We start from the raw sequence: 18657 nt of genomic DNA on the forward strand, positions 1-18657 counted from the left end.
CGGCGGAGACGCCGACGGGCCGCGTACCCTCGTAGCTCGTGGGTACGGGCACGGGGCAGGCGGTGGGGAGCGTGGAGCGGCCGACACGAGCCGTCGTGCGGACAGTCGATCTGGTCAAGACCTATCCGGCGGGCAGGACGCGGCGCGGTGCGCCGGCGGCCCCCGCCGTACGCGCCAGCGACGGGATCAGCCTCACCGTCCGGCACGGCGAGATCTTCGGTCTGCTCGGCCCGAACGGCGCCGGCAAGTCCACCCTCGTACGCCAGCTCACCGGCCTGCTGCGGCCCGACTCCGGCGGCGTCGAGGTGCTCGGTCACGACGTCGTACGCCACCCCGACCGGGCCGCCCGGCTGCTGGCCTACCTGGGGCAGGAGTCCACCGCCCTGGACGAGCTGACCGTGTCGCTGGCCGTGGAGACCACGGCCCGGCTGCGCGGCCTGGAACTGCGCGGCGCGCGGCGCGAGCGCGACGCCGTGCTCGACGAACTGGACCTGGGCGCGATCGCCGGACGGCCGCTCAAGAAGCTCTCCGGCGGACAGCGGCGCCTCGCCTGCGTGGCCACCGCCCTGGTGGGCGAGCGCCCGCTGCTCGTCCTGGACGAGCCGACCACCGGCATGGACCCGCTCGCCCGGCGGGCGGTCTGGGCGGCGGTGGACCGGCGGCGCGCGGAGCGGGGCGCGAGCGTGGTGCTGGTCACGCACAACGTCATCGAGGCCGAGACCGTGCTGGACCGGGTGGCGGTGCTGGACCGCGGCCGGGTGATCGCCTGTGACACGCCGGGCGGTCTGAAGGCGCTGGTCGGCGAGGACGTGCGGCTGGACCTGGTGTGGCGCGAGCGCGCGCCCCTGGAGGTCCCGGAGGTCGCCGCGCTGGCCGCCGAGGCGGCCGTCTCGGGCCGCCGCTGGACGCTGCGCCTCACCCCGGACGCCGCCCGCGCGGCGGTCACGGCGGTGACCGGCGGCCCCGCGTTCGCGGCGCTCGACGATTTCACGCTCGCCACGCCGAGCCTGGAAGATGTCTATCTGGCACTCGGGGGACGTACGGAAGGCTTGGTGAAGGCGTGAGTACGTTTGCCCTCCGACCGTCGTGGAAGATCCCGGCGGCGCGGCACCCCCGTGCGCGGAACGCCCGTACGGAGAACCCCGGCCTGTCGCACGCCCGTGCGCGGCGCCCGGGCAGCGCGGGCGGGCACGCCGCGCGCGCCCGGTGCGGAAGCGGGGTGCGGTGAGCACCGCCGCGGCCCGGGGCCGCGCTCCGGCCGTCGCCTCGGCGGACGGCGGACGCGGCAGATTCCCGGGCACCCCGGATATTCCCGACACCCCGGACACCGCCGCCGGTACGGCCCCGCGCGCCGCCGAGGCCCCCGCACCGCTGGCCGTGCGCGCCCGGCTGTGGCCGGCGCTGGGCGCGGTCTACCGCGCCCAGCTCTCCCGCGCCCGCGTGGCCCGGATTCCGCTGCTGTTCGTGGCCACCTTCCAGTCGCTCGGGATCATGGTCCTGATGCGCGGTGTGGTCGACGGCGGGGCGGAGGCGCGCGCGGTCGTCGCCGGTTCCAGCGTGCTCGTGGTCGCCTTCGTCGCGCTGAACCTGCTGGCGCAGTACTTCGGGCAGCTCCGGGCGAGCGGCGGACTCGACCACTACGCCACGCTCCCGGTCCCCGCCGCGGCGGTGGTGCTGGGCGCGGCGGGGGCGTACGCCTCCTTCACCGTGCCCGGCGTCGTCTTCACGGCGGTGGCCGGAAGCGTGCTCTTCTCGCTGCCCCTGGGCGGCCTGTGGGTGCTGGTGGCGGTCATTCCGCTGGCCGGGGCCGCGCTGGCGGGCCTGGGCGCCGCGCTCGGGCTGCTCGCGCCGCGCGCGGAGCTGGCCACGCTGTGCGGGCAGCTGGGCATGTCGGCCGCGCTGCTGCTGGGCGTCCTGCCGGGGAGCCGGCTGCCCGAGCCGGTGCAGTGGCTGCGCGACCTGCTGCCCTCGACGTACGGCGTCGAGGCGCTGGCCCGTACGTTCGAGACGGGCCCCGACTGGGGACACGTGGTCCTCGACCTGGGTGTGTGCGCGGCCGTCGGCGTGCTCTCGCTCGCCGCGGCGACCTGGGCCTACCGCCGCGCCGCCGTCCGCTGACCGGGGCGGGGCCCGGCCCCGCCCCGCCGCCTCTCGCTGCCCTGTCCCTCACCGCCCTGTCCCTCGCCGCCCCGACCTTTCGCGCGGCGCCCCGCAGCGCACACGCGTGCACGCACGGCCACCCCGGGGCCCCGTACGTAACATTCGGATACCGGGCTGCCCCGGGTTCCGGCTCCTTTAGTCCTCCCTTAACCCCTCACGTGGCACACTCGGGCGTCGATGGGCATGGCAGCGGCAGGTATCCGGGCAGCGCGGGCGGGTGTGTTCACCGCGCTGTGCGTCGTGCTGTCCGCAGGCGCCCACGTACTGCTCTCCGGCGCCCCCGTGCCGCCGGTCACCCTGGCCGTCGTCAGCCTCGCCGTCTTCCTGATCGCCTTCGCGCTCGCCGACCGCGAGCGCGGTTACGGCCGGATCGCGGCCCTGCTGATTCCGCTGGAGCTGTTCGCCGACACCGTCTTCACCAGCGGGCAGCACACCTGTTACGGGCAGGCGGGCGGTCCGGTGACCGGGCCACTGCGTTCGGTCGGCATCGACTTCCTGTGCACCGGGGGCGAGGTCGGCACCCCGCTGGCCCAGATGGCGCACGGCGGGTCCGCGCTGCCCGCCACCACCCAGTCCGGCTCGCCGTGGCTGCTGCTGACCGCCCACCTCGCGGTGGGCCTGGTCGCCGCGGCGTGGCTGCGCCGGGGCGAGGCCGCGGTCGCCCGGCTGCTGCGCGCCGCGGGCGCGACCGCCTTCCGGCCGCTGCTGCTGGCCGTGGCGGGCTGCCGCCCCGTCGCCGGACCGCCCGCCGGTACGGCGCGCACGCTGCCCGTGCTGACCGCACGCTCGCACGCTCCGCTCGATCACTCGGTGCTGCGCCGCGGGCCGCCCGCCGCCCCGGCCGCCGTCTGAGACACGTCCGCAGACGGGGCCGCAGGCAGACCGGGTCTGTCCGGGGCCTCCTTCCCGGGCCCGCGCGCCTGGCACCCTCCCCCGAGGGCCGCCCGCCCAGACCCCGGCACCACCCCACGTCCCCGCATACGTACACACGGAGAAGACCAGAATGAGCAAGCGGAACAGCCAGGAAGCCAAGCGCGCCGCCCGCGAGCGGCTGCGGATCGAGCGCGAGCAGCAGGCGAAGAAGGAGAAGGTGCGCCGCCAGCTGGTGGTCGCCGGTTCGATCGTCGGTGTCCTCGCCATCGCCGCCGGCATCGGCGTGGCCGTCTCCAGCATGGGCGGCAACGGCGGCGAGGGCGACAACAGCGACTGGGGCGCGGCCAAGAAGCTCGCCGCCAAGGGCGAGGGCGGCAGCGTCCAGATCGACGGCAAGCCCCAGGAGTACGCCATCCCGGCCAACGCCTCCGGCAAGCACGGCACCAGCATCATCATCGGTGACAAGAAGGCCAAGCACACGCTCGGTGTCTACGAGGACATGCGCTGCCCGATCTGCTCCAGCTTCGAGCAGGCCAACGGCAAGGTGATCCTGGAGGACATCGACAAGGGCAAGTACAAGGCCGACTTCACCTTCGGCACCTTCCTCGACAACAACCCGGCGGGCGAGGGCACCGGCTCCAAGAACGCGCTGAGCGCGCTCGGCGCCGCGCTCAACGTGAGCCCGGAGGCGTTCCTGGAGTACAAGGAACTGCTGTACTCCAAGGACAAGCACCCCGCGGAGACGGACGACGCCTTCGCCGACGACGAGCACCTGGTCGAGCTGGCGCAGGAGGTCAAGGAGCTGAAGGGCAACGCGAAGTTCAAGAAGGCCGTCACCGACGGCACGTACGACGCGTGGGCGCTGAAGATGTCCAAGAAGTTCGACAAGTCAGGGGTCAGCGGCACCCCGACGGTCAAGCTGGACGGGACGCACCTGAAGGCCAACGCCGAGGGCAGCCCGCCCATGACGCCTGAGCAGCTGAACACCCTGGTGGACCAGGAGATCGCCAAGGGCGGCGCGAAGGACTAGCTGCTCCGTCCGGCCACCCGGTGACGGGCGGGCGCACCCCTGGCGGGGGCGCGCCCGCCCGTCCTCGCGTTCTCCCGCCGCCCGCCCCCGCGTTTGCCTCCCCGGTCGCCGATCTCCCTTGCGGTGTGCGCCAGTTCGGGGCCGTGGCGCCGCGCGGACGGGGCAGCCCGTACGCTGACCCCCATGGCTGGGGGAACACGGGGACAGATCATCGACGGCCGCTTCGAGCTGCTGGAGCAGCTGGGCAGCGGCGGCATGGGGACGGTGTGGCGGGCCCGGGACACCGCGCTGCACCGTGAGGTGGCGCTCAAGGAGGTGCGGCCCACCGACCCGGCCATGATGCCGGAGGGCTCGGAGGCGTCGCGGATGCTGCGCGAGCGAGTGCTGCGCGAGGCGCAGGCGCTGGCCCGGCTCAGCCACCGGCATGTGGTGACGGTCCATCACATCGTGGACCAGGGGCCGTACCCGTGGATCGTGATGGAGCTGCTGCCGGGCACCGGCCTGCACGACCGGCTGGCGCAGGGGCCGCTGGAGCCGGCCGAGGCGGCGGCCGTCGGCCTCCAGGTGCTGGGCGCGCTGCGCGCCGCGCACACCGCGGGAATCCAGCACCGGGACGTCAAACCGGCGAACGTCCTCTTCCGCGCGGACGGCAGCGCCGTCCTCACGGACTTCGGGATAGCCGCGCTCCAGGGCTCCTCCTCGCTCACCGTCACGGGCGAACTCGTCGGCTCCCCCGAGTACATCGCCCCCGAGCGCATCCGCGGCGCGGACGACGACCCGGCCAGCGACCTGTGGTCGCTCGGGATGACGCTCTACGTCTGCACCGAGGGGCACAGCCCGCTGCGCCGGGCCAACAGCCTGGCCACGCTGGCGGCCGTACTGGACGAACCCGTGCCGCCGCCGGCGCGCAGCGGGGGACTGGCACCGGTGCTCGACGCGCTGCTCGTACGGGACGCCGCCGCGCGACCGGACGCCGCGCGGCTGGCGGACATGCTGGCCGACGTGGCGGCCGGGCGTACGGCCGCGCCGTACCCGGCGGGCTGGTCCGCGAGCCCCGCACCGCCACCGCCCGTACCCGCGGGGGGCACCGGGGCGGGACCGCAGAGCGGGACGCTGCGGTCGGCCCGTCCGCCCGCCGCCCACGCCTCGCCCGCGCGGCGGGCGCGGGCGCGGGGGCGCCGTCGGGGCCGGGGGGCGGTGATCGCGGGCGCGGCGGTCGTGGTGGCGGCGCTCGTCGCCGGAAGCGTGTTCATGCTCTCGCGGGGCGGCGAGAGCGCGGACAGCGGCAAGGGCGGCGGCGACACCGGACGGACGGCCGCCGCCGACCCGTCCCCGAAGGACCCGCGCGCCTCGGACTCCCCCGACGCCTCCGGACCGCCGACGACACCGCTGGAGTCGCCGCCGGCCTCCGGCCCCGGCTCGCCCACCGTGAGCCCGCCCGAGCTGCCGGTGCCCGGCGTGTCGGGGGCCGAGGGCTGGGTCGCCCAGGTCTCCTCCGTACCCAAGAGGGACGGGGCCGCCGCCGACGCGGAGCAGCGGCGGGGGACGCTCAGCCGCAAGCTGCCGGGGGTGCGCTACGTCGACAGCGACACGCACGCCTCGCTGCGGGCGGGCTACTGGATGTTCTACGTGGCCGGACCGGACGCGGACGGCGGCGGGCGCTTCCAGGACGGCAACGAGGTGGCCGCCTGGTGCACGGAGCAGGGCATGGCCTCGGCGAACCAGTGCTTCGGCCGCTACCTGAGCGACGACGGCTCGGATCACGTGTACCTCTGCTCGGCGGACAGGAGCAACGGCACCGGCCGCTGCACCCGGCCCTGACCGGCCCACCGCCGCACGCCGGACCGGACCTCCGGCTCCTGCCCGGAAACCCAAAACCCCGGAAACCCCGGAAACCCCGCTACAGCTCCGCGAGGAAGCCCAGCGCCGTCCGCCAGGTCTGCGCCGCCGCCGCCTCGTCGTGGTCGGGCAGCTCGGGGTCGGTGTAGAGGTGCCCGGCTCCCGGGTAACGGTAGACCTCCACGTCCGCGCCCGCCCGGCCCATCCGCAGGTACCAGGCGTTCAGCCAGTCGTGCGGCTCGAACGGGTCCGGGTCGGCGACGTGGAGCTGGACGGGCAGGTCGTCCACGGCCGCGTCGTCCGCGATGTCCGAGGTGCCGTGCAGGAGCAGCAGCGCGCGGGCCTTCTCGTCGCCCAGCGCCAGGTTCTGCGCGATAGAACCGCCGAGCGAGAACCCGGCGTAGACGAGGCCGTCCGCCGAGCGGGAGGCGGTGGCCGCGATCGCGCGGCGCAGCAGTTCGTCCCGGCCGATGTCGTCCTTGATCTCCCTGCCCTCCTCGACGGTGCCCGCCCGCCGCCCCTCGTAGAGGTCGGGCACGAGCACCTCGTGGCCCGCGGCCCGCAGCCTTTCGGCGCCGCTGTGCACGGCGGGGCGGAGGCCGTAGGCGGAGTGGAACAGCACGACAGTGGCCACGTTGGTGTCTCTTCCCACAAGGACGTGATTTCGTACCTGCCCATCCTGCCAGTTAGCGTTTCCGACGGCCGTACGGTCCCGGGGCACCGGGACCCGCGCCCCAGAACCGCACATGACCGCCCGGCGAGAGGAGCTGAGACCCGATGGAGCAGGTACTGCGCCCGCTCGTGGTGATCGGCGGCACGATCGCGCTCACCGTCGTCGTCGGCTGGCTGGCCGACCGGCTGCTCAGCGCGGCCGACCGCAAGCATCCGGAGACCCCGCTGTGGGGCCTGCTGCGGAACTGCCAGCTTCCCCTGCAAGTGGTGCTCGCCTCCGCGGCGCTCCAGGCGTCCTACGGCTGGACGGGCATCGACACCTCGAACGACAAGCTGATCACCAACCTGCTGGCCCTGGTGACCGTCGGGGCCCTGGTCTGGCTGGCCGTACGCGGCGCCACCGCCGTGGCCGAGACGTCGCTGGCCCGGTTCGCATCCCGGACCCGCGACCCGGCACGGGTCCGCCGCTTCCGCACCCAGCTGACCATGCTTCAGCGGGTGGTCACCTTCGTGCTGGCGACGATCGCCGCCGCGCTGGCCATGCTGCTGCTCTTCCCCGGCCTGCGGACGCTGGGGGCCTCGCTGCTCGCCTCGGCGGGCGTGATCGGCATCGTCGCCGGTGTGGCGGCCCAGTCCATGCTGGGCAACCTGTTCGCCGGGATGCAGATCGCCTTCGGCGACTCCGTCCGGATAGGCGACACCGTGGTGGTCGACGGGGAGTGGGGCACCGTCGAGGAGATGTCCCTGGCCTTCTTGACCGTACGCATCTGGGACGACCGGCGGCTGACGATGCCGGTCTCGTACTTCAACAGCAAGCCCTACGAGAACTGGTCCCGCGGCGGCCCCCAGATCACCGGCACCGTCTATCTCCACCTCGACCACTCCACCCCCGTACAGGCCCTGCGCGAGCAGCTGCACACCGTGCTGGAGACCCGGGAGGACTGGGACCGGCGCAGCTGGAACCTGGTCGTCACGGACACCACGCCGACGACGATCCAGGTGCGCGCGGCGATGTCCGCCAAGGACACGGACGACTGGTGGACCCTCCAGTGCGCGGTGCGCGAGGAGCTGATCACCTGGCTCCAGCGCGAGCACCCGTACGCGCTGCCGCGGGTCGCCACGGGGCCGGCCGCGGTGCCGCCGCCCCGGGAGCCGGTGGAGGGCCTGCCGGCCCCGCGGCCGGGCGAGACCCCCGCGGAGGGCCCGGGCGGCTCCTAGCCGCCGCCCTCGGCCGGGTCGGGAACGCGCCGCGGGCGTCAGTGCCCGCGGAAGCTGCGGACGTCCAGCTGGTGCAGGACGCGGTCCACGACCTCCGGGTCGACCCCCGGCTCGCTCCGCGCCGAGAGGACCTCGTGCCGGGCAGCCGAGAGCAGTTCGCCCTGGAGCCGGTGGATCTTCTTCAGCCGCCGGATTCGCCGTACGTGCGCCTCCCGCCGTTCGTCGTCGACGATGTCCGGCGAGATGCGGACACCCACCTCGTAGGCGCGTTTGGCCAGCGCCTCGAAGACCTCCTCCGGCAGGTCCTCCTCCTGCTCGATCTCGCGCAGCCGCCGCTTGGCCGCCTTGGCGCAGCGGAGGGCGAGCCGGCGTTCGAGGTCGCGTTCGGCCGCGGTGTCCGCCCGTACGTGCAGCTTGCGCACCAGCCAGGGCAGGGTGAGGCCCTGGAGGACGAGGGTGACCAGGACCACCGCGAAGGCGAGGAAGAGGATCGCGTCCCGCTCCGGGAAGTCGCCGCCGCCGTCCACGGTGAGCGGCACCGCCAGGGCCAGCGCGACGGAGGCGACGCCGCGCATCCCGGCCCACCACACGACCGTGGTCTCCCGCCAGCTGAGCGGGATGTCCTCGTCCAGGTCCTTGCGCTGGTGCAGCCGCCGCGCGAGCCAGGCCGCGGGCAGCAGCCACAGCAGCCGTACGACCACCACGGCGGTGACCACCAGGGCGGCGGCCGGGAGCAGCTCGTCCCAGCGCCCGCCGACCGCGCTCAGCACCGGCTGCAGCTCGAGGCCGATCAGGCCGAAGGCGACGCCGGTGACCAGCGTGTCGATGATGGACCAGAAGGTCTGCCCGGCCAGCCGCCCGCTGACGTCGTCGGCGTCCACCGCGCGCCCGGAGGCCAGGTAGAGGGCCGTGACCAGGACCGCCAGGACTCCCGAGCCGCGCAGCTCCTCGGCCAGCACGTACGCCACGAAGGGCACCAGGAGGCTGAGTCCGGTCTGGAGGGTGGCGTCGCCCAGGAAGGTCATCAGCTTGTTGGTGGCCCAGCCCAGGACCAGTCCGACGGCGACGGCGACGACGGCTGCCAGCACCAGCTCGCCGGCCGCGTGCGGCCAGGAGAAACTGCCGGTGACCGTTGCGGCGATCGCGACGTGGTACAGCGTGATCGCCGTGACGTCGTTGAACAGCCCCTCCCCCTCCAGGATGGAGACGAGCCGCCTGGGCAGTCCCAGCCGGGCCGCCACCTGGGTCGCCGCGACGGGGTCGGGCGGCGCGACCAGCGCGCCGAGCGCCACCGCCGCGGCGAGCGGCATGCCGGGCACGGCCGCGGAGGCGGCGAAGGCGACCACCGCGGTGGTCACGAAGACCAGGGCGACCGCGAGCAGGAAGATCGGCCGTTTGTTCGCCGTGAACTGCCGCCAAGAGGTGCGCTGCACGGCCGCGTACAGCAGGGGCGGCAGCACGAGCGGCAGGATCAGGTCGGGCGGCACCTGCACGTTCGGCACCATCGGCAGCAGTGCGAGGACCCCGCCGAAGAGCGTCATCAGCACCGGGGAGGGCAGTCCGAGCCGTTCGCCCAGCGGCACCATCACCACCGCGGCGAGCAACAGCGCGAACAGCAGGGCGAGCTGATCCACGCTCAGCCGCTCTCGGTACGCACCGTGTCCAACGCCCGCCGCAGGTCGTCGGGGTACCCGCTCTCGTACTCCACCCAGCTGCCGTCCGCCGGATGCGTGAAGCCCAGGCGCACCGCGTGCAGCCACTGCCGCTCCAGCTTGAGCCGCTTGGCGAGGGTCGGGTCGGCCCCGTAGGTGAGGTCGCCGACGCACGGGTGGCGGTGTGCGGACATGTGCACCCGGATCTGGTGGGTGCGCCCGGTCTCCAGCTTGATGTCCAGCAGACTCGCGGCGCGGAACGCCTCGATGAGGTCGTAGTGGGTGACCGAGGGCTTGCCCTCGGCGGTGACGGCCCACTTGTAGTCGTGCTGCGGGTGGCGCCCGACCGGTGCGTCGATGGTGCCGCTGAGCGGGTCCGGGTGGCCCTGCACGAGCGCGTGGTAGCGCTTGTCGACCGTACGCTCCCGGAACTGCTGCTTGAGCAGCGTGTAGGCGCGCTCCGACTTGGCGACGACCATCAGCCCGGAGGTGCCCACGTCGAGCCGGTGGACGATGCCCTTGCGCTCGGCCGCGCCCGAGGTGGTGATCGTGAACCCGGCCGCGGCCAGGCCGCCGATCACGGTCGTGCCGCTCCAGCCGGGGCTGGGGTGCGCGGCCACGCCGACGGGCTTGACGACGACCACGAGGTCCGGGTCGTCGTGCACGATCTCCATGCCCTCCACGGGCTCGGCGACCACCCGCACCGGCGCCGGGGGCTCGGGCATCTCCACCTCGATCCAGGCGCCACCGTGCACCCGGTCGGACTTCCCCGCCTCCGCCCCGTCCAGCCGGACCTTCCCGCCCGCGGCCAGCTCGGCCGCCTTCGTACGGGAGAAGCCGAACAGCCGGGCGAGGGCGGCGTCGACGCGCTCACCCTCCAGGCCGTCGGGCACGTGCAGGGTTCGGACTTCGGGAAGGGTGCTCACCTGTCGAGTATGCCGGACCAGCGCCGCGCCACCCGCCACACCGTCCGCCCCGCACCGGCCGCAGCGCCGGCCGCACGACCGCCCGTAGCACCGCCCGCGCCACCGGAGGCGGCGCACCACCGGCACACCGGGTGCCGGGCGGCCGGAAGGCGCGCCGGGAGTCTCACCCGCGCGGCGCAGCCCCGCATGCGCGGGCCTCCGCGCGCCGTGACCGTGTGACTACGGTCCGAGCCCGTTCGGAGGGAGCCTCGCATGTCCGCAGCGCACGCCCGCCGCCTGATACCCGGCCGTCGCCTCCTCGCGGTCGCCCTCGCGACCGCGCTGTCCACCCTGGGCATGGCGCTGGCGCCGGACCCCGCCGCCGACGCCACCGCCACCGCCCTGGACGTCTCGGGCGCCTGCGCGCTCACCCGGACGCCGGGGTTCGGTGAAGGGCCGACGAGTCCCGAGTACATCCGCCCGGAGGGCCGCAGGAAGGCGATCATGATCATGGTCGACTTCCCGGACATCCCGGCCGCCAGCCCCGTCGGCGACCGCTCCGCCTTCTTCGCCGACTACGGCCGCGACTACCTGGACCGCGCCTCGTACGGCGGCTACCGGCTCGCCCTGGAGCCCACCTCCAGCTGGGTCCGGATGCCCGCCGCCTGGTCCTCGTACGGCATCGCGCGCGGCAACAGGTCCGAGGTCATGCAGGCGTACGTCCAGGACGCCATCGACGCGGCGCGGGCGGAGGGGACCGACTTCGGCGGCACGGACTTCGTTTACGTCGTCGCCGACGACAACGTGCCCGCACAGCCCACCGTGTCGCAGGCCAACATCCTCGACACGCTCCGCGCGGGCGACCGGCCGATACGCGGCGCGGCGCTCGTCTTCGGCCGCCGGGCCGACTCCCCCACCTGGCAGCGCGGCAACTTCGTCCACGAGGCGAACCACCTCTACGGCCTGCCGGACCTCTACAACGTGGAGAACGGCGCCTCGGTGGAGTTCGCGGGCGGCTGGGACACCATGAGCATGGCCGGGATCTCGGACCTGATCGGCTGGCACAAGTGGAAGTTCGGCTGGCTGGGGGACGGGCAGGTGGCCTGCGTCCAGGACCCGGGCACCAGCACCCACACGCTCAAGCCCATCGGTTCGCCGGACGGGGCGAACATCGCGGTGGTAAAGACGGGCGCCGACACCGCCGTCGTCGCCGAGGCGCGGACCAGGACGGGGCTGGACAGCGGGATCTGCGGCGAGGGGGTGCTGCTGTACACCGTCGACTCCGGCGTGGAGACCGGACGCGGCCCGGTGCGGGTCGTGGACGCCCGGCCGGACAGCGACGGCGGCCGGGCCTGCGCGGACCGCTCGCCGGAGGCGCTCGCCGAACTGGGCGACGCGCCGTTCTCCGCCGGCGGCGCCCACACCTTCGCGGACGGAGTGCGCGTGGCGGTCGACGAGCGCCGGGACGAGGGCGGTTACGCGGTACGGATCAGCCGGCCCTGAGCGGCCGGCCGCCTCGAGGCGGGGCGGCCGGGGCGGCCCTCAGTCGCGGTGGACCGTGCCGTCCGGGTCGAGGCCGCGGAAGGAGAGCACCACGATCAGGACGCCGCCGCACACGATCGCCGAGTCCGCGAGGTTGAAGACCGCGAAGTAGGTCGGCGCGATGAAGTCCACCACCGCGCCCTCGAAGACGCCGGGCGAGCGGAAGATCCGGTCCGTGAGGTTGCCGAAGGCGCCGCCCAGCACCAGCCCGAGCGCGATCGCCCAGGGCGTGCTGTAGAGCTTCCGCGCCAGCCGGGCGATCACCGCGATCACCAAGGTGGCGATCGCGGTGAGCAGGATGGTGAGCGCCTCGCCCATGCCGAAGGCCGCGCCCTTGTTCCGGACGACCTCGAACTGGAGCACCGTGCCGAACACCTCGATCACGGTGTGGTCGGGCTCCAGTTCGGCGACGACGATCAGCTTGGTGATCAGATCCAGCGCGTAGGCGAAAGCCGCGACACCCAGGAGAAGCGGAATCCGCCGACGGCCGCGGTCCGCACGGGCCCCATCGCCCCGGCCCGCGGACTCCTGCTCGTCCGCGTTCGGGTCGTCCGCAGCTCGGTCATCCGCAGCCTGACCCTCCGGGGCCTGGTGCTCGTCCGGGGCTTGTTCGTCCGGGGTTTCGATCGCCCGCTCCGCCTCTGTCACATGTGCAGCGTACGACACGCCAGGTGCGCCCCCCTCAACGGCGCTCCTGCTTCTGCTTGCACTCCACACACAGCGTCGCGCGCGGGAACGCCTGCATGCGGGCCTTGCCGATCGGATTGCCGCAGTTCTCGCACAGCCCGTACGTCCCGGCCTCCAGCCGTTCGAGCGCGCGCTCGGTCTGGTAGACCATCTCGCGGGCGTTGGCCGCGAGCGCCATCTCGTGTTCCCGCGTGATGTTCTTGGTGCCGGTGTCGGCGTCGTCGTCACCCGCGCCGTCCCCCGAATCCCGCATCAGCCCGACCAGCGCCTCCTCCGAGGCCCGGATCTCCGCGTGCAGCCTGGCCGCCTCGCTCTCCAGCTCGGTCCGCGCGTCCGCCACCTCCTGCGGCGTCCACGGGTCCTCGCCGGGCCGGACCGCGAGTTCGCCGGGTGTCGCGGCGGGCTTCTGAGCCGCACGGGCGGTGGGCACCGCCGCGGCCTTCGCCGCCGGAGTCTTCTTCGCAGCCACCCTCTGGGCTCCCGTCTTCTTCGCGACAGTCTTCTTCGCGGCGGATTTCTTGGCGGCGCTCTTCCTGCCGGGGGGCGCCTCGTGCACGGTGGTGCTGTCGTCGGCGGCCTTGGCCGCAGGAGTCTCCTTCGCCGTCCCCTTCACGGCGCTCTTCTTGCCGGCGGTCTTCTTCGCGGCGGTCTTCTCGGGCACCGCCTTCTTGGCTGCCGCCTTCTTCGCGACGGTCTTCTTGGCAGCCGCCTTCTTCGCGGTCTTCTTCACCGCCTTCTCGGCAGCCGTCCCCGCGGCGGCGCCCTCGTGCCCGGGGGCCTCGTCCCCAGCGGCCTCCTGCTCCGCCGGCTTCCGCGCGGCACTTCGTCTCGCCACCATGCCGCGACCCCTTCACATTTTGTGATCTTGCTCGCGAATCGTGACCGGAACGATAAATCGACTTCGCGCGCACGGCAACGGGGCACGCCGAATCAATTGCGATCTTCGCGGCGCACGCGGGCGGCCCGGAGCCCCGCACACCCCCGCCCGCTCGCCCCTGGCGCACTCCTCCCCCTGACCACGCCGCACTCCTCGCGAAAGCGTTGTGCCCAGCCCGGCGGTCCGAAAACCGTTCCTTCCGGCCGGTGGCGGCCCGTACACTGGTCGCAGCGACAGGTGAGGATGGGGACGAGTAGCGTCAGTGCGCAGCCCAGAGCGACCCGGGGACGGTGTGAGCCCGGGGGCCGGCGCGACGTGAAGATCACCCCGGAGCCGCCGGAAGAAAGCTCCCCGGAGCGAGTAGACCCGGCAGCGCTGCCCCAATGAGGGGGCGACGGGAGACCGCCGCCAAGGAGGGTGGTACCGCGGGGATACGCGCCGGGAGCGGCGGGTGGCCTCGTCCCTCCGACGGAAGTGCACATGTCCGCCGGAGGAAGACGCCCCGATGAGTTCGCAGCCGCAGTACCGCCAGGTGCCCCCGCAGATCGACCTGCCCGCGCTCGAGCACGCCGTGCTCGAGTTCTGGCAGGAGCAGAAGATCTTCGCCCGCAGCCTGGAGCAGTCCGAGGGCCGCCCTGAGTGGGTGTTCTACGAGGGGCCGCCCACCGCCAACGGCATGCCCGGCGCACACCACATCGAGGCCCGCGTCTTCAAGGACGTCTTCCCTCGCTTCCGCACCATGCGCGGGTACCACGTCGCCCGCAAGGCGGGCTGGGACTGCCACGGCCTGCCGGTCGAGCTGGCCGTCGAGAAGGAACTGGGCTTCAACGGCAAGCAGGACATCGAGAACTACGGCATCGCCGAGTTCAACGCCCGCTGCCGCGAGTCCGTGACCCGGCACACCGACGCCTTCACCCAGCTCACCACCCGCATGGGCTACTGGGTCGACATGGAGGACGCCTACCGCACCATGGACCCGGAGTACGTCGAGTCCGTGTGGTGGTCGCTGAAGGAGATCTTCGGCAAGGGCCTCCTCGTCCAGGACCACCGGGTCGCCCCCTGGTGCCCCCGCTGCGGCACCGGCCTGTCCGACCACGAGCTGGCGCAGGGCTACGAGACGGTCGTCGACCCGTCGGTGTTCGTCCGCCTCCCGCTGACCTCCGGGCCCCTCGCGGGCGAGGCCGCGCTGCTGGTCTGGACGACGACGCCGTGGACGCTGGTCTCCAACACCGCGGTCGCCGCCCACCCCGAGGTCACCTACGTGGTCGCCACCGACGGGCAGGAGCGCCTGGTCGTCGCCGAACCGCTGCTGGAGAAGGCACTCGGCGAGGGCTGGACGGCCACCGGGCAGTCCTTCACCGGCGCCGAGATGGAGCGCTGGGCCTACCGGCGCCCCTTCACCCTGCTGGAGCTGGAAGGCGCCAACTTCGTCGTCAACGCCGAGTACGTCACCACCGAGGACGGCACCGGCCTGGTGCACCAGGCCCCCGCCTTCGGCGAGGACGACCTGCGCACGTGCCGGGCGTACGGCCTGCCGGTGGTGAACCCGGTGCGCCCGGACGGCACCTTCGACCCGGAACTGGAGCTGGTCGGCGGCCAGTTCTTCAAGAAGGCCGACGAGCTGCTCGTCGCGGACCTCCAGGAGCGCGGCCTGCTCTTCCGCCACATCGCCTACGAGCACAGCTACCCGCACTGCTGGCGCTGCCACACCGCGCTGCTCTACTACGCGCAGCCCTCCTGGTACATCCGCACCACCCAGGTCAAGGACGCCCTGCTCCGGGAGAACGAGCGCACCAACTGGTACCCGGAGTCCGTCAAGCACGGCCGCTACGGCGACTGGCTGGAGAACAACATCGACTGGGCGCTCTCCCGCAACCGCTACTGGGGCACCCCGCTGCCCATCTGGCGCTGCGCCGAGGAGCACCTGACCTGCGTGGGCTCGCTGGCCGAGCTGACCGAGCTGACCGGCACGGACCAGTCCGGGCTCGACCCGCACCGGCCCTACCTCGACGCGGTCACCTTCCCCTGCCCCACCTGCGGCGGCACGGCGACGCGCGTCCCGGAGGTGATCGACGCCTGGTACGACTCGGGGTCGATGCCCTTCGCCCAGTGGGGATACCCCCACCGCAACAAGGAGCTGTTCGAGAAGCGGTATCCGGCGCAGTTCATCTCCGAGGCCATCGACCAGACGCGCGGCTGGTTCTACACCCTGATGGCCATCGGGACGCTGGTCTTCGACAGGTCGAGCTACGAGAACGTCGTCTGTCTGGGCCACATCCTGGCCGAGGACGGACGCAAGATGTCCAAGCACCTGGGCAACACCCTGGACCCCATCCCGCTGATGGACCAGCACGGCGCGGACGCGGTGCGCTGGTTCATGGCCGCGGGCGGCTCGCCCTGGGCGGCGCGCCGGGTGGGGCACGGCACGATCCAGGAGGTCGTCCGCAAGACCCTGCTGACGTACTGGAACACCGTGGCGTTCCAGGCGCTGTACGCCCGTACGTCCGGGTGGGCGCCCACCGGGTCGGACCCGGCGCCGCGCGAGCGCCCGCTGCTGGACCGCTGGCTGCTGAGCGAACTGCACGCGCTGACCGACCTGGTCACCGTGGCGATGGAGAACTACGACACGCAGCGGGCGGGCAAGCTGCTGTCCACCTTCGTGGACGACCTGTCCAACTGGTACGTCCGCCGCTCGCGGCGCCGCTTCTGGCAGGGCGACCCGGCCGCGCTGCGCACGCTGCACGACACGATCCGGACGGTCACCCAACTGATGGCGCCGCTGGTGCCGTTCATCTCCGAGCGGGTCTGGCAGGACCTGGTGGTGCCGGTGACCCCCGACGCCCCCGAGTCGGTCCACCTCTCGAGCTGGCCGGTGCCGGACCTGGAGGCCGTCGACCCGGAGCTGTCCGGGGACATGCTGCTGGTCCGGCGGCTGGTGGAGCTGGGCCGGGCCACCCGCGCCGAGTCCGGGGTCAAGACCCGCCAGCCGCTCTCCCGCGCGCTCGTGGCCGCGCAAGGCTTCCCGACCCTCTCCCCCGACCTGCGCCGCCAGGTCGCCGAGGAGCTGAACGTCAGCGAGCTCGCCTCTCTCTCGGACGTCGGCGGCTCGCTGGTCGACACCTCCGCGAAGGCGAACTTCCGGGCGCTGGGCCGCCGTTTCGGCAAGGGCACCCAGGCGGTGGCGAAGGCGATCGCGGACGCGGACGCCGCCGCGCTCGCGCTGGCGCTGCGGGAGGGCCGCGCGGCGGTGACCGTCGACGGCGAGCAGGTAGCGCTGGTGCCCGAGGAGGTCATCATCACCGAGACCCCGCGCGAGGGCTGGTCGGTGGCCTCCGACTCCGGCGCCACGGTCGCCCTGGACCTGGAGATCAGCCCGGAGCTGCGCCGGGCCGGGCTTGCGCGGGACGCGATCCGGCTCGTCCAGGAGGCCCGGAAGAACTCCGGCCTGGACGTCGCGGACCGGATCGCGCTGCGCTGGACGTCGGCCGACCCGGAGGTCGTCCAGGCGCTCGCGGACCACGCGGCGCTGATCGCGGAGGAGGTCCTGGCGACGGACTTCGCGGAGGGGGAGGCGGACGACTCCTACGGTGCCGCGTTCACGGACGAGTCGCTGGACCTCGGCTTCCGGCTGCGCAAGGCGTAACCCCGGCAGCAGCACCCCGTACCCGGCCGGGGGGCCGGTGCCCCGCGCGGGCACCGGTCCCCCGGCCGGCGGTCGTTCCGGGCGGTGCGCTCCTCCCCCCGTCCCGGGCGAGCACCGGGCCGCGGCCCGGTCTGCCGCGGGGCCGCCCGCGCGGGAGCGCGCTCGGGGGCGACGACGCGGCGGGGTGCGGGCCCGCTTGACGGCCGCTCAGGTCGCGGTGGCGGTCCGCACAACGCACGGCGGGCCGGGCCGGAGCATGTGCTCCGGTACCCGGCCCGCCCGTGGGTGCCGACGACTCAGTTGCCGATCAGTTGTCGTCCTCGTCGATCAGGAAGCCCCGCATCGGTGACGGTGCCTGCTGGACCGGCTGCGGACCGCCCTGCGGTCGCACCGGGGCCATCGGCTGGGTCATCGCGGGCGACATCTGCTGCTGCCCGCCGCCGTAGGTCTGCCCGCCGCCCTGCTGGTGGCCGCCGTGGCCGCCACCGGGACCGCCGTGGCCGCCCATCGACTGGTTGCCGCCCATGGACTGGTTGCCACCCATCGACTGGTGACCGCCCATCGAGGCGCCACCGGCGGGAGCACCCGCCGTGGCCATCGACGGGGACGGCGGCAGCGATGCCGTCGCCGGGGTCCGCGGCGGGGCCAGCGAGTCGTCCGCCTGGTTCTCCAGCTGACGCAGCTGGCTCTCCAGGTACGACTTCAGGCGCGTACGGTACTCGCGCTCGAAGCCGCGCAGGTCCTCGACCTTGCGCTCCAGCGTGGCGCGGGCGGACTCCAGCGAGCCCATCGCGACGCGGTGCTTCTCCTGCGCGTCCCGCTCCAGGGCGTCCGCCTTGGCACGGGCGTCCCGCTCCAGGCCCTCGGCACGGCTGCGCGCCTCACCGACGATCTTGTTGGCCTCCGAACGGGCCTCCGCGATCGCCTGGTCGGCGGTCTGCTGGGCCAGCGAGAGTACCCGCGCGGCGCTGTCGTTGTTCTGACCGCCCTGCTGCTGCATCTGCTGACCGGGCATCTGCCCGCCCATCTGAGGCTGCATCTGCTGACCGGGCATCTGGCCCTGCATCTGGCCGCCCTGCATCTGCTGCGGCACACCGGGACCACCCGGTCCGCCCATCGGACCGCCCTGCGGTCCGCCGGGTCCTCCCGGACCGCCCTGCGGGCCACCGGGACCTGGGGGCAGCTGCGGCTGGCCGCCGGGAAGCTGGGGAGGTCCACCCATCCCCTGCTGTCCCGGGTGCTGCTGACCCGGATGCTGCTGCCCCGGGTGCTGCTGCGGCGGCACCGGCTGCGGACCTGATATGGCGGCGGGTACGGGGGGACCGCCAGGGCGGTCCTGCGGCTCGGGCTTGCGCATGCCGCCCTGCTGCTGGTTCTGGGCAGCAGCACGAGTCGCCGCCGCCAGCTTGGCGCGCAGGTCCTCGTTCTCCCTGAGCAGCCGGGTCAACTCACCCTCGACCTCGTCGAGGAAGGCATCGACCTCGTCCTCGTCGTAGCCTTCTCGGAGCCGGACGGTCGTGAACTGTTTGTTCCGCACGTCCTCGGGAGTCAGTGGCATC

At 73.5% G+C, this 18657-nt stretch carries 14 protein-coding genes; 8 read left to right on the plus strand and 6 right to left on the minus strand.

All coding sequences use genetic code 11. From position 1 onward, the window contains the following. Positions 1-38 precede the first annotated feature (38 nt). The 5 genes from H299_RS0124210 (at position 39) to H299_RS0124230 (ending at position 5884) form a co-directional block, all read left to right on the plus strand. Positions 39-1064 carry an ABC transporter ATP-binding protein gene (locus H299_RS0124210; protein ID WP_486587405.1) on the plus strand — a complete coding sequence of 342 codons (1026 nt, stop codon included), beginning with the start codon at positions 39-41 and terminating at the stop codon, positions 1062-1064. A 244-nt stretch (positions 1065-1308) separates the two neighbouring features. Then, on the plus strand, positions 1309-2118 hold the full coding sequence (locus tag H299_RS36015; protein WP_051262893.1) for an ABC transporter permease: 810 nt from the start codon (positions 1309-1311) through the stop codon (positions 2116-2118). 219 nt (positions 2119-2337) lie between these two features. Continuing rightward, complete coding sequence (locus H299_RS0124220; RefSeq protein ID WP_027750511.1) at positions 2338-3012, plus strand: hypothetical protein; 675 nt, start codon at positions 2338-2340, stop codon at positions 3010-3012. Positions 3013-3163: 151 nt separating this feature from the next. Further along, positions 3164-4063 carry a DsbA family protein gene (locus H299_RS0124225; RefSeq protein ID WP_027750512.1) on the plus strand — a complete coding sequence of 300 codons (900 nt, stop codon included), beginning with the start codon at positions 3164-3166 and terminating at the stop codon, positions 4061-4063. Positions 4064-4246: 183 nt separating this feature from the next. Continuing rightward, on the plus strand, positions 4247-5884 hold the full coding sequence (locus tag H299_RS0124230; protein WP_027750513.1) for a serine/threonine-protein kinase: 1638 nt from the start codon (positions 4247-4249) through the stop codon (positions 5882-5884). A gap of 79 nt (positions 5885-5963) precedes the next feature. On the opposite strand, the gene H299_RS0124235 is transcribed toward H299_RS0124230, so the two are convergent. After that, entirely contained in the window at positions 5964-6536 is a 573-nt protein-coding gene (locus H299_RS0124235; RefSeq protein WP_027750514.1) for a dienelactone hydrolase family protein, read from the minus strand. 143 nt (positions 6537-6679) lie between these two features. On the opposite strand from H299_RS0124235, the gene H299_RS0124240 reads away from it, so the two are divergent. Beyond that, the gene (locus H299_RS0124240; RefSeq protein WP_027750515.1) at positions 6680-7792 is read left to right on the plus strand and encodes a mechanosensitive ion channel domain-containing protein; all 1113 of its coding nucleotides are present in this window, start codon (positions 6680-6682) and stop codon (positions 7790-7792) included. Positions 7793-7830: 38 nt separating this feature from the next. On the opposite strand, the gene H299_RS0124245 is transcribed toward H299_RS0124240, so the two are convergent. Together H299_RS0124245 and H299_RS0124250 are read right to left on the minus strand one after the other, a co-directional pair. After that, positions 7831-9426, minus strand: coding sequence for a Na+/H+ antiporter (locus H299_RS0124245; RefSeq protein ID WP_027750516.1), 1596 nt, complete (start codon positions 9424-9426; stop codon positions 7831-7833). A 2-nt stretch (positions 9427-9428) separates the two neighbouring features. Beyond that, complete coding sequence (locus H299_RS0124250) at positions 9429-10370, minus strand: RluA family pseudouridine synthase (protein ID WP_027750517.1); 942 nt, start codon at positions 10368-10370, stop codon at positions 9429-9431. Positions 10371-10622: 252 nt separating this feature from the next. On the opposite strand from H299_RS0124250, the gene H299_RS0124255 reads away from it, so the two are divergent. Next, on the plus strand, positions 10623-11852 hold the full coding sequence (locus tag H299_RS0124255; protein ID WP_027750518.1) for a peptidase M6: 1230 nt from the start codon (positions 10623-10625) through the stop codon (positions 11850-11852). Between the two features lie 39 nt (positions 11853-11891). Here H299_RS0124255 and lspA read toward each other — a convergent pair whose 3' ends face one another. Next, positions 11892-12539 carry a signal peptidase II gene (gene lspA / locus H299_RS0124260; RefSeq protein ID WP_027750519.1) on the minus strand — a complete coding sequence of 216 codons (648 nt, stop codon included), beginning with the start codon at positions 12537-12539 and terminating at the stop codon, positions 11892-11894. Positions 12540-12573: 34 nt separating this feature from the next. Beyond that, entirely contained in the window at positions 12574-13416 is an 843-nt protein-coding gene (locus tag H299_RS0124265) for a TraR/DksA family transcriptional regulator (protein WP_027750520.1), read from the minus strand. Between the two features lie 544 nt (positions 13417-13960). Between H299_RS0124265 and ileS the strand changes: the two genes are divergently transcribed. After that, positions 13961-17098, plus strand: coding sequence for an isoleucine--tRNA ligase (gene ileS, locus H299_RS0124270; RefSeq protein ID WP_027750521.1), 3138 nt, complete (start codon positions 13961-13963; stop codon positions 17096-17098). Positions 17099-17405: 307 nt separating this feature from the next. Here ileS and H299_RS0124275 read toward each other — a convergent pair whose 3' ends face one another. Then, a complete protein-coding gene (locus tag H299_RS0124275; protein ID WP_027750522.1) occupies positions 17406-18656 on the minus strand; it encodes a DivIVA domain-containing protein in 1251 nt (416 codons plus the stop codon). Between the last annotated feature and the right edge of the window lies 1 nt (position 18657).

The organism is Streptomyces sp. CNH287, from assembly GCF_000424825.1.

Bases quoted from the DNA above. Each gene is read 5' to 3' on its own strand.
- H299_RS0124220 (WP_027750511.1), top strand. From the start codon at position 2,338: ATGGGCATGGCAGCGGCAGGTATCCGGGCAGCGCGGGCGGGTGTGTTC.
- H299_RS0124225 (WP_027750512.1), top strand. From the start codon at position 3,164: ATGAGCAAGCGGAACAGCCAGGAAGCCAAGCGCGCCGCCCGCGAGCGG.
- H299_RS0124230 (WP_027750513.1), top strand. From the start codon at position 4,247: ATGGCTGGGGGAACACGGGGACAGATCATCGACGGCCGCTTCGAGCTG.
- H299_RS0124240 (WP_027750515.1), top strand. From the start codon at position 6,680: ATGGAGCAGGTACTGCGCCCGCTCGTGGTGATCGGCGGCACGATCGCG.
- H299_RS0124255 (WP_027750518.1), top strand. From the start codon at position 10,623: ATGTCCGCAGCGCACGCCCGCCGCCTGATACCCGGCCGTCGCCTCCTC.
- H299_RS0124265 (WP_027750520.1), bottom strand. From the start codon at position 13,416: ATGGTGGCGAGACGAAGTGCCGCGCGGAAGCCGGCGGAGCAGGAGGCC.
- ileS (WP_027750521.1), top strand. From the start codon at position 13,961: ATGAGTTCGCAGCCGCAGTACCGCCAGGTGCCCCCGCAGATCGACCTG.
- H299_RS0124275 (WP_027750522.1), bottom strand. From the start codon at position 18,656: ATGCCACTGACTCCCGAGGACGTGCGGAACAAACAGTTCACGACCGTC.